Source organism: Actinokineospora cianjurensis (assembly GCF_003663795.1).
Classification (GTDB): Bacteria; Actinomycetota; Actinomycetes; order Mycobacteriales; family Pseudonocardiaceae; genus Actinokineospora; species Actinokineospora terrae.
In genome coordinates, this window is the sequence record NZ_RCDD01000001.1 from 2,449,407 (window position 1) to 2,466,008 (window position 16,602).

Here is a 16,602-nt window from a genome sequence, read left to right on the forward strand (position 1 = left end):
GCTCGCCAGGTCGGGAACGATGCCGGGCGGGGACGGCGGGGTGGGTCGCGGGAGGAGTGTTACTAGTGACAGGCGTTGGAGCCGCTGTCGTTGTAGGTCTTGCCTGCCTGCGGCACGAACTCCCAGTTGTAGCTGTTGGCGTGCAGGGTGAACTTCAGGACGCCGAAGGTGTTGTTGTTGCGCGCCTCGCTGTTGGGCTGGATGGTGCCGAAGTTGTAGAAGCCGGCACCGCCCATGCCCGCGACGAAGTGCCGGATGCCGCGCGACGAGTCCGCCGAGCCGCTGGGGTTCATCGGCGCGAACCGCTCGTAGTGGTGGTTGTGGCCGGTGACGATGACCTCGGCGTTGTAGTCGTAGAGCGCCTGCACGAGCGGGCCGGTCGCGGTGCTCGGCGCGTGGTCCGCGCCGGAGGTGAACCGCGGCTTGTGCCAGTACGCGAGGGTGCACGGCTTGCTGCTGGCGGCGAGGTCCGACCGCAGCCACTGCTCCTGCGCCGAACCGGTCGACATGCTGATCTCGCTGTTCAGCGACACGACGTGCCAGGTGCCGAGGTCGTAGGAGTAGTAACCGCGACCGGACGGGCCTGCCTGCGCGCCGAAGTAGCTGTAGTAGCCAGAGGCGCCGGAGGTGTTGTAGTCGTGGTTGCCCGGCGCCGGCTTCGTGCGCGCCTTGTGCCTACCCCACGTCGGGTTGTAGTAGTTGTTGAACTCGGTGGTGGTGCCGTCGTTGTAGACGTTGTCACCGGTGGTGTAGACCGTGCCCGGGATGTTGTCCAGGAGCGCGGCGGTGGCGGTGTCACCCGAACCGGAGTTGGAGATGTCACCGGCGCCGACCAGCACGGGGTCACCCGACGGCTGCGACGTGGTGGTGGTCGGCGGGGTGGTCGTGGTGGGGGTGTCAGTGCTGACGATCAGCTGCGGCGCGGTGGCCGAGCCGGACTCGCGCGAGTCGTAGTCGGCACCGTCGCTGTTGGTCGAGCTGATGGCGATGCTGTAGGTGCCGTTACCGGTGACGACGGCGCCCACGTTCACCTCGTACCAGGCGTTGCGGCTGACCGCGCCCAGGGTGCCGAGGGTGGCACCGTCGATGGTCGGCTGGTTGGCCCAGGTGGTGCCCGTCTCCGACCAGCTGGTGCTGCTCAGCGCCCGGAAGGTGCCGCCAGCCGGGCTGTTGGACCCGCTGACGTCGTCGGTGTGCACGCGCAGCTTCGCGCCGGTGACCTGGCCGGTCACGCCGCTGACGGTGAACCGCAGGAAGGCCCGCTTGACCGGGGAGCCGTCCACCCCGAGTTGGCCGGTGGTGCCGTAGTTGGTGCTGGTGGCGCTGTTGTCGACGTAGGTGTCGGCGACCGGGGTGAACGTGGTGGTGGCCGCGGCGGCGGTGGGTGCGGTGGCGACCGCGACGACGGTGGCCGCCGCGATGGCGACCGCCCCGGCCACCGCCCCGGTGACCCTGGCCGTCCTGGCTCTGCGACTGGACATGTCCAAGCCTTTCCCTGCTTCGGTAGTCCGTTCGGGCCCTCCAACCTTTCTGGCAGCCGCCAAACGATCACCACGTGGTTCCGGACCGTCAGATGACCTGCGGGTGAACAGTGCGGTCGGCGGCAGCGGCGCTGACCGGCCAATACCACGTCAGGGGGTCGCGGGGCCATGACCAGGGACGCACAGTGATCAGGCGATAGCTCTAGAACTCATATTCCAACAGTTCTAGAACTAATAGCTTGACGGCGGTGTGCGAGATCAGTGAACATCTCTGCCATGAGCAACCTGACGATGGGGCCGCCGACCGCGCGGGGGTACTTCGGGCGCTTCGGCGGGCGGTTCGTCCCCGAGCCGGTCGTGCCCGCCTGCCGCGAACTGGAGGCGGCCTTCACCGACGCGTGGGCCGACCCCGCGTTCCGCGCCGAACTCGACCACCACCTGCGCCACTACGCCGGGCGGCCCTCACCGGTCACCGACTGCCGCGGCCTGGGCGCCGCGCTGGGGGTGCGCGTGCTGGTCAAGCGCGAGGACCTCAACCACACCGGCTCCCACAAGATCAACAACGTGCTGGGTCAGGCGCTGCTGGCCAGGCGGATGGGCAAGCGGCGGATCGTCGCCGAGACCGGCGCGGGCCAGCACGGGGTGGCGACCGCGACCGCGTGCGCGCTGTTCGGGCTCGAGTGCGTCGTCTACATGGGCGAGGTCGACGTGGCCAGGCAGCGGCTCAACGTCGAGCGGATGGAACTGCTCGGCGCCACCGTCGTGCCGGTGACCTCGGGGAGCCGGACGCTCAAGGACGCGGTCAACGAGGCGCTGCGGCACTGGGTCGCCGCCGTCGACGACACCCACTACTGCATCGGCTCGGTCATGGGCCCGCACCCGTACCCGTGGCTGGTGCGGGAGTTCCAGCGGGTGATCGGCGAAGAGGCCAGGGGACAGTGCGCCGACCTGCTCGACGGTGGCACTCCCACGCACGTGATCGCCTGCGTCGGCGGTGGCTCTAACGCTGCCGGGACGTTCGCGGGCTTCGCGGACACCGACGCTGAACTGATCGGTGTCGAGGCGGCCGGTGGCGCTGCCATCGGGAGTGACCTCGTTGGCGTTGTCCACGGCTCCAAGAGCATGTTGCTGCAAGACGACGCCGGGCAGGTTCTTGAGGCGTACTCGGTCTCCGCCGGTTTGGACTACCCGGGGATCGGACCCGAACACGCGCACCTGTCCGACATCGGCCGTGCGCACTACCCGTCGGTGACCGACGACGAGGTCATCGAAGCCGTTCGCGTTGTCAGCCGGACAGAGGGCCTCATCCCGGCTCTTGAGTCCGCGCACGCGTTCGCCTACCTGCTCCGCGAAGCCGGTAGGGCTATCCCGCATGGATCGACGGTGCTCGTCACCCTCTCCGGCCGCGGTGACAAGGACATGGAACAGATCAGCGACCTGCTCGCCCAGCGCAAGGAGTCCCAGTGACCGCCCTCATCGACAGCCTGCGCGAGACCGGTAGGCCCATCCTGATCCCTTACGTCACCGGCGGCGTCACCGAGAACTGGATGGATCACGTGCACGCGGCGGTCCACGCCGGCGCCGACGCCGTCGAGATCGGAATCCCCTTCAGCGACCCGGTCATTGATGGCCCGGTAATCCAAGCCGCGTCCGTCCAAGCCCTCGAACGCGGCACCACACCGGACACGGTGTTGCGCGACCTGGCCTCTTACCGCGGAGCAGTCCCCCTCGTCGTGATGACCTACTACAACCTCGTCCACCGCTACGGGCACGACGCCTTCGCCCGCCGACTCGCCGACGTGGGCGTCACCGGCGTCGTGCTCGCGGACCTGCCCATCGAGGAATCCGCCGAGTGGACCGAGGTCGCCGACGCGGCCGGGGTGGCGACCGTGCAGATCGCCGCACCCAGCACCCCGGACGGTCGGCTCGCCGAGGTGTGCGAGCGCAGCCGCGGGTTCGTCTACGCGATGGGCGTCATGGGCGTGACCGGGGAACGCGCCGTGCTCGCCGACTCCGCCTGCGCCATCGCCCGCCGGGCCAAGGCGGTCACGGACAAACCGGTGCTGGTCGGGGTCGGGGTGTCCACCCCGGAGAACGCCGCCGTGGTCGCCGAGCACGCCGACGGGGTGATCATCGGCGCGCCGGTGATGCGGCGGATCGCCGAGGGCGGGTCGGTGCGGGACCTGGTCGGCCGGTTCCGGGCGGCGCTGGGCTGCTGAACCCGGGTGTTCGGCGAAGGGGGTCCAGAGTGGAGCCGCCCGGGAGTACGGTGTGCCACGCAAGCGGGTCCCGAGTGGGAGGGTGCGGCTGTGGCGCCGAAGTACGTCGCGATCCAGGACGACCTGGTGCGCCGCATCGCCGCCGCGGAGTTCCGGGCGGGCAGGCCGCTGCCGCCGCAACGCGAGCTGAGCGAGGAGTACGGGGTCAGCCTGATGACCCTGCGCCAGGCGTTGCGCGCGCTGGAGGACGAGGGCGTCGTCGAGCAGGTCGCTGGCAAGGGCACCTACGTGCGCGCCCACCGCGTCCCCTACCTGGCCGCGGGCCTGGGCAGCATCGTCGACGACCTCGCCGCGCAGGGCATCGCCATGACCACCGTCCAACTCCGCGCCGAGGTCGTCACCCCCACCCCGGACATCGCCCGCCGCCTGCGCGCCGACCGCGTCCTGGAAGTCGAACGCCTCCGCCTGGTCGGCTCCCACCCGGTCGTGCACCAACTCTCCCGCATCCCCGCCGCCCTCGGCACCGCCCTGCTCGACGCCGACTTCCGCACCAGGTCCCTCTACCACCTGCTCACCGAGCTCTGCGGCAAGATCCCCGCCAGAGCCACCGAGACCATCACCCCCGTCGCCGCCACCCCCGACCTGGCCGCGCTCCTCGCCGTCCCCCCGGGCACCCTCTGCCTGCGCAGCACCCGCCTCACCCTCGAACGCGACGCCACCCCGCTGGTCGACGACGAGGCCACCCTGGTCAGCGACCGCATGGAGGTCTGCATCGAACGCGAGACCACCACCCGCGAGTTCCGCTACCGCCTCGGTACCTCCACACAGGACTAGTCCGCCGCTGCGGCTGCTCCCACCCGGTCATTCGGCTACGGACGCCCGGTCGCCAAGCTGTGGATCCGGGGACAGTCGCGCTGTGTTGCCCGATGCGCAGGTGTTTCGCTGGGGTGCACTTGCCGACCTTGTCAGTGACCGGCACGACGACGCCTCCGCACGCGGTCGCGAAGGTGTGTCCAGGCATGTGGCCGCTAGCCGCCTTGCTGAACCGCCATCGCCGGACGCCCGCAGGTCTCGCCTGCGGTAGGGAACCGCCCATGAGCAGCGCGCAAGGGGCGAGGGTTGGTGGCGCGTCGCCGCGCACCCGCCACCGCCGTGGGCGCTGACCACGGTCGAGCCCTGCCCGTCCCCGGACGCGGGGAAGGGCCGTGCGGGTGGGGCGCCCGCACGGCCGGTCCGTCCCCGGGTGGTCAGCTGATCTTGGCGATCACCTCCTTGGCGGTGTCGATCGGGATGCTGAAACCGATGCCGACGCTGCCCGCGGCACCGTCCACGCTGGACACCGGTGAGTAGATGGCCGAGTTGATGCCGATGACGTGGCCGAGGGTGTCGAACAGGGGGCCGCCGGAGTTGCCCTGGTTGATGGAGGCGTCGGTCTGGATGGCCTTGTAGGACACGGCGGTGGCGGTGCTGCCGCGCATGCCGCGGGTGCCGGTCTCCGAGGGGATGGAGACGTCGCGGTCGAGTGCGCTGACGATGCCGGTGGTGACGGTGCCCTGCAGGCCCGCGGGGGAGCCGATGGCGATGACCTCGTCGCCCACCCGCAGCTGGGACGAGTCGCCGAGCACGGCGGCGGTGAGGCCGTTCACGCCCTGGGCCTGGATGACCGCCAGATCGGCGTTCGCGTCCGTCCCGACCACCTCGGCGGCCGCGGTCTTGCCGTCGGCGAAGGTGACGGTGATCTCCTTGGCGCCGTCGACGACGTGGTTGTTGGTGAGGATGCGGCCGTCCGCGGTCAGGACCACCCCGGAGCCGATGCCCTGGGCGTTCGCGGTGCGGGTGCTGATCTCCACCACCGTCGGCATGACCTTCGCCACCACCGCGCTGACGTCGGTCGGTGTGGTGGCCGCCACGGTCTGCGCGCTGGTGGCCACGGTCGCGAACGGGGTCGACGCGCCGTCCGAGCCGAAGTACGCGCCCGCCGCGCCGCCCAGCACACCCGCGCCGAGCACCGCCGCGGCCACCAGGCCCACCGCGCCCCGCCGGATCTTGCTGCGCGGTTGCGGTAGCCCCGGCGTCAGGTACGGGGGCTGACCGTGGCCCAGCGGGAACCGCGGGTCGAAGGGGCTCCCCGAGCCGTGCGGACCACCCGGCGGCTGAGCACCTGCGGACCGGGTGCCCGGCGACTGCGTGGTGGCGGCCTGAGACTGGGTACCGAGCGGGTGCGTGCCGTGCGTGTGCGTATCCGGGTACCCCGCGCCCGACCCCTGCGACATCGGCGGGGTGTACGGGGACTGCGGCGTCTGGGGGGACTGGGGCGGCAGCTGGGGGTGTTCGTTCATGGGTCCAACTCTCGGACCGGCGCATGTGAGGAACCTGTGGAATCCCAAGGGTTTTGCCAAGAACCCGGGCGGGGCCGTCCACCGGGCGGGAGCACGGGCTGCCGCGCGGGTGCTCGTGCGGATAGGTTGTCCGGCGTGACCAGTGAGAACTCGTTCCTGCGCCTACAGGCCAGGACCCAGCGCTTCACCCTCGGCTCCCCGAGGGAGTTCCGGATCGCCCCGGACGGCACCCACCTGCTGTTCCTGCGCTCGGGCTCCGGGGAGGACCGCGTCCACGCCCTGTGGCAGCAGGACCTCGCGACCGGGCAGGAGACCCGCCTGGGTGACCCGGTGGCCCTGCTCGGCGGCGCCGAGGAGCTGTCGCCGGAGGAGCTGGCCCGCCGCGAGCGCACCCGCGAGCAGGGTGGCGGCGTTGTGGGCTACGCCACCGACAGCTCGGCCAGGGTCGCCGCGTTCGCGCTGTCGGGCAGGCTGTTCACCGCCGACGCGCTCACCGGCGACACCCGCGAGCTGCCCGCCGCGACGCCGGTCGCGGACCCGAGGCCGAACCCCACCGGCACTCACGTGGCCTACGTCGCCGACAACGCGCTGCGGGTGGTCGCCGTCGACGGTACCGACGACCGCGCGCTGGCCACCCCCGACGGCGAGGACCGGGCGTGGGGCCTGGCCGAGTTCGTCGCCGCCGAGGAGATGAACCGCACCCGCGGCTACTGGTGGTCGCCGGACGGCACCCGCCTGCTGGTCGCGCACACCGACAAGCGCGAGGTCCAGCGCTGGTACATCGCGGACCCGGCCAACCCGGGCAGCGAACCCGCCGTGGTGGCCTACCCGGCCGCGGGCACCCCGAACGTGCGCGTCAGCCTGGCCGTCATCTCCCTCGACGGCACCAGGGTCGAGGTCGACTGGGACGGTGTCGACCTGCCGTACCTGGTGACCGCGCACTGGTCGACCGGTGGCCTGCCGCTGATCGCGGTCCAGTCCCGCGACCAGCGCACCGTCGAGATCCGCACCGTCGACCCCGACACCGGCGCCACCGAGGTCCTGCACACCGAGACCGACGAGCACTGGATCGAGATCACCACGGGCATGCCCGCCTGGACCCCGTCCGGCGAGCTGGTCCGGGTCACCGCCCGCGACGGCGCGAACCGCCTGCTCGTCGGCGACACCGTGGTCAGCGGCGACCTGCAGGTCCGCTCGGTCCTCGACGTCGCCGACGACGTGCTGTTCACCGCATCGGCGGAGGACCCCACCCAGGTGCACGTCCACGCGGGCGACCGCCGCCTGTCCACTGTGGACGGCGTGCACGGCGCGGCCCGCGCCGGTGGCGTGACGGTGCTGACCTCGTGGTCGCTGGAGTGGTCCGGCCCGCGCGTCCAGGTCCTGCGCGACGGCGCGGCGGTCGGCGAGGTCGCCAGCCTGTCGGTGGACCCCGGCGTGGTCCCGAACGTGCGGCTGCTGACCGTCGGCGAGCGCGACCTGCGGGTGGCGCTGCTGTACCCGACCGGTCACGTCCCGGGCAGCCGCAAGCTCCCGGTGCTGATGGACCCCTACGGCGGTCCGCACGCCCAGCGCGTCCTGTCGACCCGCAACGCGTACCTGAACCCGCAGTGGCTCGCCGACCAGGGCTTCGCGGTCGTCGTCGCCGACGGTCGCGGCACCCCGGGTCGTGGCCCGGTCTGGGAGCGGGAACTCGCCTTCGAACCCGCCGACATCACCCTCACCGACCAGGTCGACGCCCTGCACGCGGTCGCCGCCACCGGCGCCGACCTCGACCTCACCAAGGTCGCCATCCGCGGCTGGTCCTACGGCGGCTACCTCTCGGCCCTGGCCGTCCTGCGCGCCCCCGACACCTTCCACGCCGCCATCGCAGGCGCCCCGGTCACCGACTGGAGCCTCTACGACACCCACTACACCGAGCGCTACCTAGGCCACCCCACCACAAACCCCGACGCCTACACCCGCAACTCCCTCATCGACGACGCCCCCAAACTCACCCGCCCCCTCCTGATCATCCACGGCCTGGCGGACGACAACGTGGTGGTCGCCCACTCCATCCGCCTCTCCAGCGCCCTGGTCGCGGCAGGCCGCCCCCACACCCTCTTGCCCCTTCCCGGCGTCACCCACATGACCCCCCAGGAAGACGACGTGGCGGAGAACTTCCTCCTCCTCCAGGTCCGCTGGCTCAAGTCCGCCCTGGGCGTGGACTAGTCAGCCGCGCACCACCCCTTCGGCACGGGTGCGGCCTTTCCCCACCGGAAGGCCGCACCCCACTGCCGTCTCTCTCTCCCCCCCGCACACCCCCGGCCCGCCCCCGCCTCCGTTCAAGATCAACTCCGCTCCGGGGGCCCACCCTCCCGGGGCCCGGGGCCCCATCTCTGAACCTATCGACCCTGGCGGTGTGTCAATAGGGCTCGGCGGGCGGTTGTGGATGGTTGGCAGGGTTGTGGACAGGTACCTGTCTTTGACCGTTCGTCGGCGCGAAGCCGCCGGTCCAAGCCGATCGAGACTCAGCGACGTTGGCCCTCACCCGGCCTTCACGATCGTTGGCCCAACGTGCCCCTCTACGACGTTGGCCCCAACGTGCCCTCTCAGACGTTGGCCCAACGTGCCCCTCTACGACGTTGGCCCCAACGCGCCCGCCACAGGCGTTGGTCCTCGCGCGCCCCTCTCAGACGTTGGCCCACAACCGCACCTCTCAGACGTTGGCCGACAACCGCTCCTCGGATCCGCTGGTGCCAGGCCGGCTCGATGGGGCGGACTTGTTTTGTGTGGGGGGACGGCACCCGTAGCGTCGCTCACCGTGGCAGGGCCTGCTCTTGGGCCCCTGCTTTGTGGTTCTGCCCGGGTGTCGTAGGGGCCCCGCGCAAAACAAGTTCGCCGCATCGAGCAAAGCTCGAAACTCGCGCCCCGGCCAATGCCGAAGGCGAGGCGTTGACCGTCGACGCCGCAGGCGAGCACGAGAGCCGGAACACCCTCAGCCCAAGATCAAACCCGCCACAGCACCCCCCGATATACAGCTTACCGACCAGCGCCGACAACCCAGGCCGAGCAAGCGACCGCCCTGTGGACAACCCACCCCCAACCCCCCACCCCACCACCGATTTGTCCAACTCCGGCAATCCACTCGTGTGTCGTCCTGCCTCCACCCACCCCCCGCGCCGGTAGCGTGCACCGTGAGGTTCGTGCTGGTTGGGAGGGGTGGCATGTCGTCGAGGTGGGGGCTTTCACTGCCGTTGACCGGGATTCCGCTCCCCGCGCACCGCGACCTGGTTCGGGAGTTGCCGGATCTGGGCTACACCGATGCCTGGTCGGCCGAGACCGCCGGGTGTGACGCGTTCACCCCGTTGGTCCTAGCGGCTGAGTGGGCGCCGCAACTCAGGTTGGGGACCGCGATCGCGCCTGTCTTCACCAGGGGGCCGGGTGTGTTGGCGATGAGTGCGGCGAGTGTCGCGGAGATGGCGCCCGGGCGGTTCACGTTGGGGGTCGGGGCTTCGTCGTCGGTGATCGTGGAGGGGTGGAACGGGGGTGTGTTCCGCAGGCCGTACCAGCGGGTTCGGGACACGGTGGCGTTCCTGCGGGCGGCGTTGGCGGGGGAGAAGGTCAGCGCGGACTACGACACGTTCTCCATCTCGCGGTTCCGGCTGGAGCGGCCGCCCGCGACGCCGCCGGAGATCATGGTGGCGGCGTTGCGGCCGGGGATGTTGCGGTTGGCGGCAAGATTGGCCGATGGCGCTATCACGAACTGGTTGGCGCCCAGTGACGTAGCCAAGGTCAAGGCTGAGTTGAAGCCCGACACCGAACTCGTGGCGCGCATCTTGGTCTGTCCGACGACGGACAAGGACGCGGCGCGCGCGTTGGGCAGGTTGCTCATCAGCAGTTATCTCACTGTGCCCGTCTATGCGGCGTTCCACGAGTGGCTCGGGCGGGGTGAGGTGCTCCGGCCGATGCAAGAGGCGTGGGCGCGCGGTGATCGAGCGGCTGCGAACGCCGCGATCCCGGACCACGTGGTGGACGAGTTGATCGTGCACGGCCACCCCGATGAGTGCCGCGAGCGGGTGTCCTCCTATGTGGACGCCGGGGTGTCCGTGCCGATCCTGTCGCTGCTGCCCACCGGCGACGACCCGGTCGGGCTGGTGCGTGCCCTGGCGCCCGCGCGCTGAGCCAAGCAAGATCCCCAGGAGGGCTCGAACAGGCCGGAGGTGACCGCCGACTATCTTGGTAAGGATAGGCAAACCTAAGAAAGGCGCGGGGATGGTCCGGGTGCACGCGAACGGGCTCGACTGGGTGCCGGGTGGGGTGAGCGGCGGTGATCGCACGGCCGCCGCCGCGCTGGCGGGTGCGGAGACGGTGGGTGGGCTGGTGTCGGTGGCCCTCGCGGCCCTCGGGGCCGGGGTGCGGGAACGCGGCGGGCCGTTGCCCGCGGGTGGTCCGGCCGCGGTGGCCAGGGCGGTCGCCGGGTTCGACCCGCTGCCGGTGGACGGGGTGGGGGCCGAGGCCGCCATCGCCGAGTTGTCCGCGGTGCTGGCCGCCGGGTCCGCCGATCCGGTCGACCCCTGGTGCACCGCGCACCTGCACTGCCCGCCGCTGGCCGTGGCCGCCGCCGCCGACCTGGTCGCCAGCGTGCTCAACCCGTCGATGGACTCCTGGGACCAGGCCCCGGCCGCAAGCGCGCTGGAACGATCGCTGACCGACAGCGTCGCGCGGTTGTGCTACCCGGCGGCCGCGAGCCCGGACGCCCTGGTCACCAGTGGCGGCACCGAGTCGAACCTGACCGCGATGCTGCTCGCCAGGGAGACCCTCGGGCCCGACGTCGTCCCGGTGTGCGGCGCGAACGCCCACCACAGCGTCGCCCGCGCTGCCTGGCTGCTCGGCCTCCCGCGCCCCGTGGTCGTCCGCACGTACCTCGACAAGGTCGACCCGCGCGCGCTCGCCGACGCTCTAGCGGAGTTGGACCGACCTGCCGTCGTTACCGCTACCGCAGGCACCACGAACTCCGGCGCGATCGACCCCCTTACCGAGATCGCGGACATCGCCCACGCGGCGGGCGCCTGGTTGCACGTCGACGCGGCCTACGGTGGCGCGCTGCTCTTCAGCGCCCGCCGACACCAACTAGCGGGCATTGACCGCGCCGACTCCATCGCGCTAGACCTGCACAAGCTGGGGTGGCAGCCGATCGCGGCCGGAGTGCTCGCCTGCCGCGACACCGCTCTAACCGCCAGACTCGCCACCAACGCCGACTACCTCAACGCCGACGACGACACCGAGGCAGGACTACCGGACCTGCTGGGCCGTTCGCTGCGCACCTCCCGTAGACCCGACGCGTTCAAGATCGCCGTGACCGCGCGTGCGCTCGGTACCGCGGGCATCGGTGAACTGGTCGACCGCTGCTGCGACACCGCGACCCACGTCGCGCGCGCCGTCGCGTCTCACACCGCCCTGCGCCTGTGGGGAGAGCCGACGCTGTCCACGATCCTGCTGCGCCCGCGCGTGGCAGACCTGTCAGACGACGGTGACGCGCTCGTCGCCGCTGTCCGAAGAGGACTCCTCGACGACGGTGCCGCTGTCCTGGGCCGCGCCACGATGCCGGACCACGACGGCACGCCGAAGCTCTGGCTGAAACTGACCCTGCTGCACCCGCACGCGACCCCCGGGGACTACCTGCCGTTGCTGGACCTGGTGGCGGACAAGGCGGAACGGTGCCGCTAGACCTCGTCGGTGTCGGCATCGGTCCGGCGAACCTGTCCCTGGCCGCGCTCGCGTCCGGGGTCGGCGGCCTGCGCGCGAGGTTCCTCGACCGGTCGCCCGAGTTCCGGTGGCACCCTGGTCTGCTCATCGACGGCACCACCCTCCAGGTCCCGTTCCTGGCCGATCTCGTCTCCCTCGTTGACCCAACGCACCCGTTGTCGTTCTTGGCCTACCTGCGCGACAAGGGCCGTCTGTTCCCCTTCTACTTCGCCGAGCGCTTCCACATCCCCCGCGCGGAGTACGACGACTACTGCCGCTGGGCTGTCAAACGTTTGCCCTCGTGCACCTTCGGGCAGAACGTCACCGAAGTCCGCTGGTCGGCAGCACAAGAGGCGTTCGAGGTCGTCACCGAGCACGAGACCCTCTTAGCCCGCAACGTCGTCCTCGGCGTCGGTACGGAACCGGTCATTCCCGGCGCGCTGGCTGGCTTGGCTCACCACTCGGCGGACTACTTAGACGTCAGAGACAGCCTCTTAGCCCTAGACGACGTCACCGTGGTGGGATCGGGGCAATCAGGCGCGGAGGTCTTCCTCGACCTCTTACGCAGACGCCAAGGTGGTCTGCGCTGGCTCACCCGCACCCCAGCCTTTGCCCCCATGGAGTACTCGAAACTCGGGCTAGAGCAGTTCACCCCCGACTACACCCGTTACTTCCGTGGCCTCCCCGAACCCACCCGCGACGCCCTCGTCCCCGCGCAGTGGCAGCTCTACAAGGCGATCAGTGCCGACACCATCGCCGAGATCCAGGACGAGCTCTACCAACGCACTGTCGGCGGCGGCTGGCCCGATGTCACTCTCACCCCGGGCGTTGAGGTTACCGCCGCCCGAGGTGATGACGGGACCATCGAGTTGACTCTCCGCCATGACCATCAAGGCGCTACCGCCATCGTGAAGACCAACGCCGTCGTCTGCGCTACCGGCTACGCCGAGCGCGACATCACCGGCATTCTCGGCCCGCTCGTAGGCGCCAAGGACGCGGCAGGCAGGTACACCGTGGACGCCGAGTTCCGCGTCGGCCTCGCCCCGGGCGTCACCGGGTCGGTGTTCGCGCAGAACGCCGAACGGCACACCCACGGGGTCGGCGCGCCCGACCTGGGCCTGACCGCCTGGCGGTCGGCGACCATCCTCAACGCCGTGTCCGGGCGGGCGGTCCACCCGCTGCCCCAGCGCACCGCGTTCACGACGTTCGGACTGGTGCGGGAGACGGGGAGGGCGATGTGACGGCTGCTTGGCGGGACGCGGGTGCGCTGGTGACGCACAAGATGCTGGGGGAGCTCAGCTACGAGGGCCTGCTGCGGCCGGAACCGGACGGGCCGGACGGCTGGCGGCTCGACCTCGGCAGCGGCACCGAGTACCGGTTCGCGGCGCGGCGCGGCGCGTTCGAGTCCTGGGCCGTGCGCCCGGGCAGCGCGACCCGCGACGGCGAACCAGCCGACGACCCCAGGACCCTGGTCGTCGACGCCCGCGCCGAGCTCGGCCTGACCGGGCTGCGGCTGGCCGACGTGCTCGCCGAGCTGACCGCGACCGTCACCAACGAGGCGGCCAGGCTCGGCCACGCCCCTACCGCCGCCGAACTGTCCACGATGGACTACGACGAGGCCGACGGGCACCTCACCGGCCACCCCAGGCTGGTGCTCAACAAGGGCAGGGTCGGCTTCTCCGCGCACGACCGGGCCAAGTACGCCCCCGAGTCCGGCGCCGGGTTCGCCCTGCCCTGGCTGGCCGTGCACCGCGACCACGCCACCTTCAACTGCGTGTCCACCCTGACCGAGGAGAAGCTGCTCACCGCCGAACTGGGCGCCGACAAGCTGGCCGCGTTCCGTGCCAAGCTCGCCGACCCCGGCGACTACGTGCTGGTCCCCGTGCACCCGTGGCAGCTCGACGAGGTCGTCGGCACCCTCTACGCCAAGGAACTGGCCACCGGCGTCGTCGTCCCGGTCGGCGAGAGCACCGACCGCTACCGCCCGCACCAGACCGTGCGGACCCTGGCCAACGCCTCGCACCCGACCAGGCTGGACGTCAAGACGGCCGTGTCCGTGCGCAACACCCTGGTCTACCGGGGCCTGGCGTCCGCGGCGACGCTGGCCGCGCCCGAGGTCACGACCTGGCTGCGCGCGGTGCACGAGAGCGACGAGCTGCTGCGCGACCGCTACCGGTTCGACCTGCTCGGCGAGATCGCCAGCGTCTCGGTGCGCCACCCGCTCTTGGCCTCCGTCGACGAGCTGCCCTACCGCTTCCACGAGACCCTCGGCGCGCTGTGGCGGGAACCGATCCGCACCCGCCTCGCCGACGGGGAACGCGCCATCTCCTTCGCCGCCCTGCCCTACCGCGGCCCCGACGGCGTCTCGGTGATCGCGCACCTCATCACCACCTCCGGCCTGTCCACCGAGGACTGGACGCGCGGGCTGCTCGACATACTCCTGACGCCCCTGCTGCACTGGCTGCTCGAACACGGCGTCGGCTTCTGCCCGCACGGGCAGAACCTGGTCCTGGTCGTGGGCGCGAGCGGCAAGCCCAAGCACGTCGCCATCAAGGACTTCGCCCAGGGCGTCGACCTGCTCGACGAGCCGCTGCCCGGCTACGACCGGCTCGGCGCGGCCGCGGGCGCCGACATGCTGCGCTGGCCCGCGCACCTGCTGGCCCAGTCGCTGTTCAGCTCGGTGTTCGCCGGTCAGCTGCGGTTCCTGGCCGAGGTGCTCGACGAGGAACTCGGCTTCGCCAGGCCCCGGCTGTGGGCGCTGGTCCGCGAGATCGTCTCCGCCTACCGCGACACCCACCCCGAGACCGCGGCCCGGTTCGACGCGTGCAAGCTCTTCGCCCCGGACGTGGAGCGGGTGTGCCTCAACCGCGAGCACCTGGCCGGTCAGGGCTTCGACAAGGTCGACCGCGACGACGAGTTCGACGTCCGGTTCGGGCGGGCGCTCAACCCCCTCGCCGGACCGGACCCCGAGGGGGCGTGGTGAGCGTCGAGCACACCAGACCGGTCGGTCCGCGGACCCTGGCCGAGCGCGCGCAGGCGGCGTCCGCGCTGTCCGGGGCGTTGCGCGGCGCGGTCGCGGCCGGGTCGGTGCGCCGCGTCGTGTGCCTGGTGCCGGACCCGCACGCCCGCTTCGCCGCCGTCGAGCTGTCCGCCGGGTACTTCGTCGACACGGTCCTGAGCAGCGGGTACGGCATGTGCGCCTACGTGTTCGGCTGGAACCCGGCGCGCCAGGCGGTCAACGCCTCCGCGGTCGACCAGTTCCTCGGCGGCTACGGCGACCTGCGCATCCGGCCCGACCTGGCGACCCTGACCCCGGACGGGCCCGACACCTGGCTGGTGGTGTGCGACGTCGAGTGGCCGGACGGCCGGTCGGTCCCGGAGGCGCCGCGGACCACGTTGCGCGAGCAGGTCGTGATGGCGGAGAAGCTGGGGCTCGTCGCGTCGGTGGGCATCGAGCACGAGGTGACGTTCACCTCGCCGGACGGGGTCCCGCTGACCGGCGGCGGGCTCGACTACGCCGTGGGCGGGCTGTCGCCGATGTCCGGGCTGCTGGCGGACGTGCGGTCGGCGCTGGACGGCCTGGGGCTCGGTGTGGAGTCCGCGCGCGGGGAATGCCACCCGGGCCAGTTCGAGGTGGTCCAACGACACCGCGACGCTCTTGCCGCGTGCGACGACGCGATGCTGCACCAGCTGGTCGTCCGTAGGGTCGCAGCCGAGCACGGAGTACGCGCGGGGTACCTGGCGGCAGAGTCAGCGGGGACCGGTGGGTCCTGCCACGTGCACTTGTCCCTGTCGGACCCGGCAGGGGTGTCGCTTGTGGCCGGAGCTAGACCCGACCAGGTGTCGACCCTGTTCGGGCATTTCCTCGCCGGCGTCCTGCGAGCCGCCCCAGACCTGACCGCGTTCTGGGCGCCTACCTGGAACTCTTACGTCCGCCTCCGCACGTCCCCGTTCTCGCCACGGTCACTGCGGTGGGGGAGCGATGACCGCACCGCCGCCGTTCGACTGGCCGGGCGCGGTCAGTCGCTACGGATGGAGGCACGGTTCGCGGGCGCGGACGCCCAGGTACACACCGTCGTCGCCGCCCTGATCGCGTCAGGCTTGTCGGGCGTCGAGGAACGGCTGGATCTACCTGCGGAGAACAGGCAGGTCGGGGATCTAGCCCGAACGCCGTGGGAGGCCCTGCAGAAGCTGAGCGGGTCGAAGCTGGCGGTAGCGCTCTTGGGCCAGGCCGTTGTGGACCACCGCTTGGCGATGATGGGCGAGGAGCTGGACGCGGGACTAGAGGCCGTGAACTCGTGGCACCGCGAGCGAGGCGACCTGCGGGTCTAGGCCCGCTCGCGGAACACGACCCACCGCATGCAGACGTACATGTAGACGGCCTCGCAGGCCCCCGCGGCAAGCCGGGCCAGGTGGTAGTCGACGCCTAGAGCCGCCAGCCCACTGCCCACGCCCAGGATCCACGCGAGGTAGTTGACCGTCACCACCACGACGTACCGCCCCACCTGGGGCCCGACGTCCGCGTGCGACCGGAAGTTGAACGCCCGGTTCAACACGAAGCTCAACCCGAACGCGATGACATACCCGATGGTGATGCTCACCGGCAGCGGCCACCCGAACCCGCTGCGCATGACCGTCAACAACCCCATGTCCACGCCGAACGTGAACCCGTTGATCACCGCGAACCCCAACAGGCTCGGCGGCACCACCCGGGACAACCCGAACGGCAACCGCCGCACCACCGCCACCATCACGGCTGCGAACCGCTCCCCGCGCTCCGCCCGCCGCACTTCCCGAACCGACATACCGCCATCCTGACCACACCGGGTGTCCGGTTGC

12 protein-coding genes are annotated in these 16,602 nt (G+C 71.2%); 9 read left to right on the top strand and 3 right to left on the bottom strand.

Translation table 11 applies throughout. The annotated features are described in order from the left end of the window. Positions 1–62: 62 nt before the first annotated feature. Complete coding sequence (locus tag CLV68_RS11175) at positions 63–1,481, bottom strand: CBM96 family carbohydrate-binding protein (RefSeq protein ID WP_121390279.1); 1,419 nt, start codon at positions 1,479–1,481, stop codon at positions 63–65. A gap of 276 nt (positions 1,482–1,757) precedes the next feature. Here CLV68_RS11175 and trpB point away from each other — a divergent pair, with 276 nt between their 5' ends. The 3 genes from trpB to CLV68_RS11190 all read left to right on the top strand — a co-directional run bounded on the left by trpB (position 1,758) and on the right by CLV68_RS11190 (position 4,534). Beyond that, positions 1,758–2,948: a tryptophan synthase subunit beta gene (gene trpB, locus CLV68_RS11180; RefSeq protein WP_211346465.1), complete on the top strand. Its 1,191-nt coding sequence runs from the start codon at positions 1,758–1,760 to the stop codon at positions 2,946–2,948. After that, positions 2,945–3,700, top strand: a complete 756-nt coding sequence (trpA, locus tag CLV68_RS11185) for a tryptophan synthase subunit alpha (protein ID WP_246009760.1) — start codon at positions 2,945–2,947, stop codon at positions 3,698–3,700. The genes trpB and trpA overlap by 4 nt, the downstream gene beginning before the upstream one ends. 90 nt (positions 3,701–3,790) lie before the next feature. After that, complete coding sequence (locus CLV68_RS11190; protein WP_170224211.1) at positions 3,791–4,534, top strand: GntR family transcriptional regulator; 744 nt, start codon at positions 3,791–3,793, stop codon at positions 4,532–4,534. A gap of 413 nt (positions 4,535–4,947) precedes the next feature. On the opposite strand, the gene CLV68_RS11195 is transcribed toward CLV68_RS11190, so the two are convergent. Further along, a complete protein-coding gene (locus CLV68_RS11195) occupies positions 4,948–6,039 on the bottom strand; it encodes a S1C family serine protease (RefSeq protein ID WP_246009761.1) in 1,092 nt (363 codons plus the stop codon). 135 nt (positions 6,040–6,174) lie between these two features. Between CLV68_RS11195 and CLV68_RS11200 the strand changes: the two genes are divergently transcribed. The 6 genes from CLV68_RS11200 (at position 6,175) to CLV68_RS11225 (ending at position 16,095) form a co-directional block, all read left to right on the top strand. Continuing rightward, a complete protein-coding gene (locus tag CLV68_RS11200) occupies positions 6,175–8,247 on the top strand; it encodes a S9 family peptidase (RefSeq protein WP_121390281.1) in 2,073 nt (690 codons plus the stop codon). 995 nt (positions 8,248–9,242) lie between these two features. Continuing rightward, a complete protein-coding gene (locus tag CLV68_RS11205) occupies positions 9,243–10,199 on the top strand; it encodes an LLM class F420-dependent oxidoreductase (protein WP_121390282.1) in 957 nt (318 codons plus the stop codon). 91 nt (positions 10,200–10,290) lie between these two features. Continuing rightward, positions 10,291–11,745, top strand: coding sequence for a pyridoxal phosphate-dependent decarboxylase family protein (locus CLV68_RS11210; protein WP_121390283.1), 1,455 nt, complete (start codon positions 10,291–10,293; stop codon positions 11,743–11,745). Further along, the gene (locus CLV68_RS11215; RefSeq protein ID WP_121390284.1) at positions 11,736–13,004 is read left to right on the top strand and encodes a lysine N(6)-hydroxylase/L-ornithine N(5)-oxygenase family protein; all 1,269 of its coding nucleotides are present in this window, start codon (positions 11,736–11,738) and stop codon (positions 13,002–13,004) included. The genes CLV68_RS11210 and CLV68_RS11215 overlap by 10 nt, the downstream gene beginning before the upstream one ends. Positions 13,005–13,045: 41 nt before the next feature. Beyond that, entirely contained in the window at positions 13,046–14,746 is a 1,701-nt protein-coding gene (locus CLV68_RS11220) for an IucA/IucC family protein (protein WP_121391119.1), read from the top strand. After that, positions 14,743–16,095, top strand: coding sequence for a type I glutamate--ammonia ligase (locus CLV68_RS11225; RefSeq protein WP_170224213.1), 1,353 nt, complete (start codon positions 14,743–14,745; stop codon positions 16,093–16,095). The genes CLV68_RS11220 and CLV68_RS11225 overlap by 4 nt, the downstream gene beginning before the upstream one ends. Here the strand turns inward: CLV68_RS11225 and CLV68_RS11230 are convergent. After that, a complete protein-coding gene (locus CLV68_RS11230; RefSeq protein ID WP_121390286.1) occupies positions 16,092–16,568 on the bottom strand; it encodes a GtrA family protein in 477 nt (158 codons plus the stop codon). The two genes, CLV68_RS11225 and CLV68_RS11230, sit on opposite strands and share 4 nt — an antisense overlap. Positions 16,569–16,602: the final 34 nt, after the last annotated feature.

What these genes read in the sequence shown, in the direction of transcription:
- CLV68_RS11175 (WP_121390279.1), bottom strand. Translation starts at nt 1,481, where the DNA reads ATGTCCAGTCGCAGAGCCAGGACGGCCAGGGTCACCGGGGCGGTGGCC.
- trpB (WP_211346465.1), top strand. Translation starts at nt 1,758, where the DNA reads ATGAGCAACCTGACGATGGGGCCGCCGACCGCGCGGGGGTACTTCGGG.
- CLV68_RS11195 (WP_246009761.1), bottom strand. Translation starts at nt 6,039, where the DNA reads ATGAACGAACACCCCCAGCTGCCGCCCCAGTCCCCCCAGACGCCGCAG.
- CLV68_RS11205 (WP_121390282.1), top strand. Translation starts at nt 9,243, where the DNA reads ATGTCGTCGAGGTGGGGGCTTTCACTGCCGTTGACCGGGATTCCGCTC.
- CLV68_RS11210 (WP_121390283.1), top strand. Translation starts at nt 10,291, where the DNA reads ATGGTCCGGGTGCACGCGAACGGGCTCGACTGGGTGCCGGGTGGGGTG.
- CLV68_RS11220 (WP_121391119.1), top strand. Translation starts at nt 13,046, where the DNA reads ATGCTGGGGGAGCTCAGCTACGAGGGCCTGCTGCGGCCGGAACCGGAC.
- CLV68_RS11230 (WP_121390286.1), bottom strand. Translation starts at nt 16,568, where the DNA reads ATGTCGGTTCGGGAAGTGCGGCGGGCGGAGCGCGGGGAGCGGTTCGCA.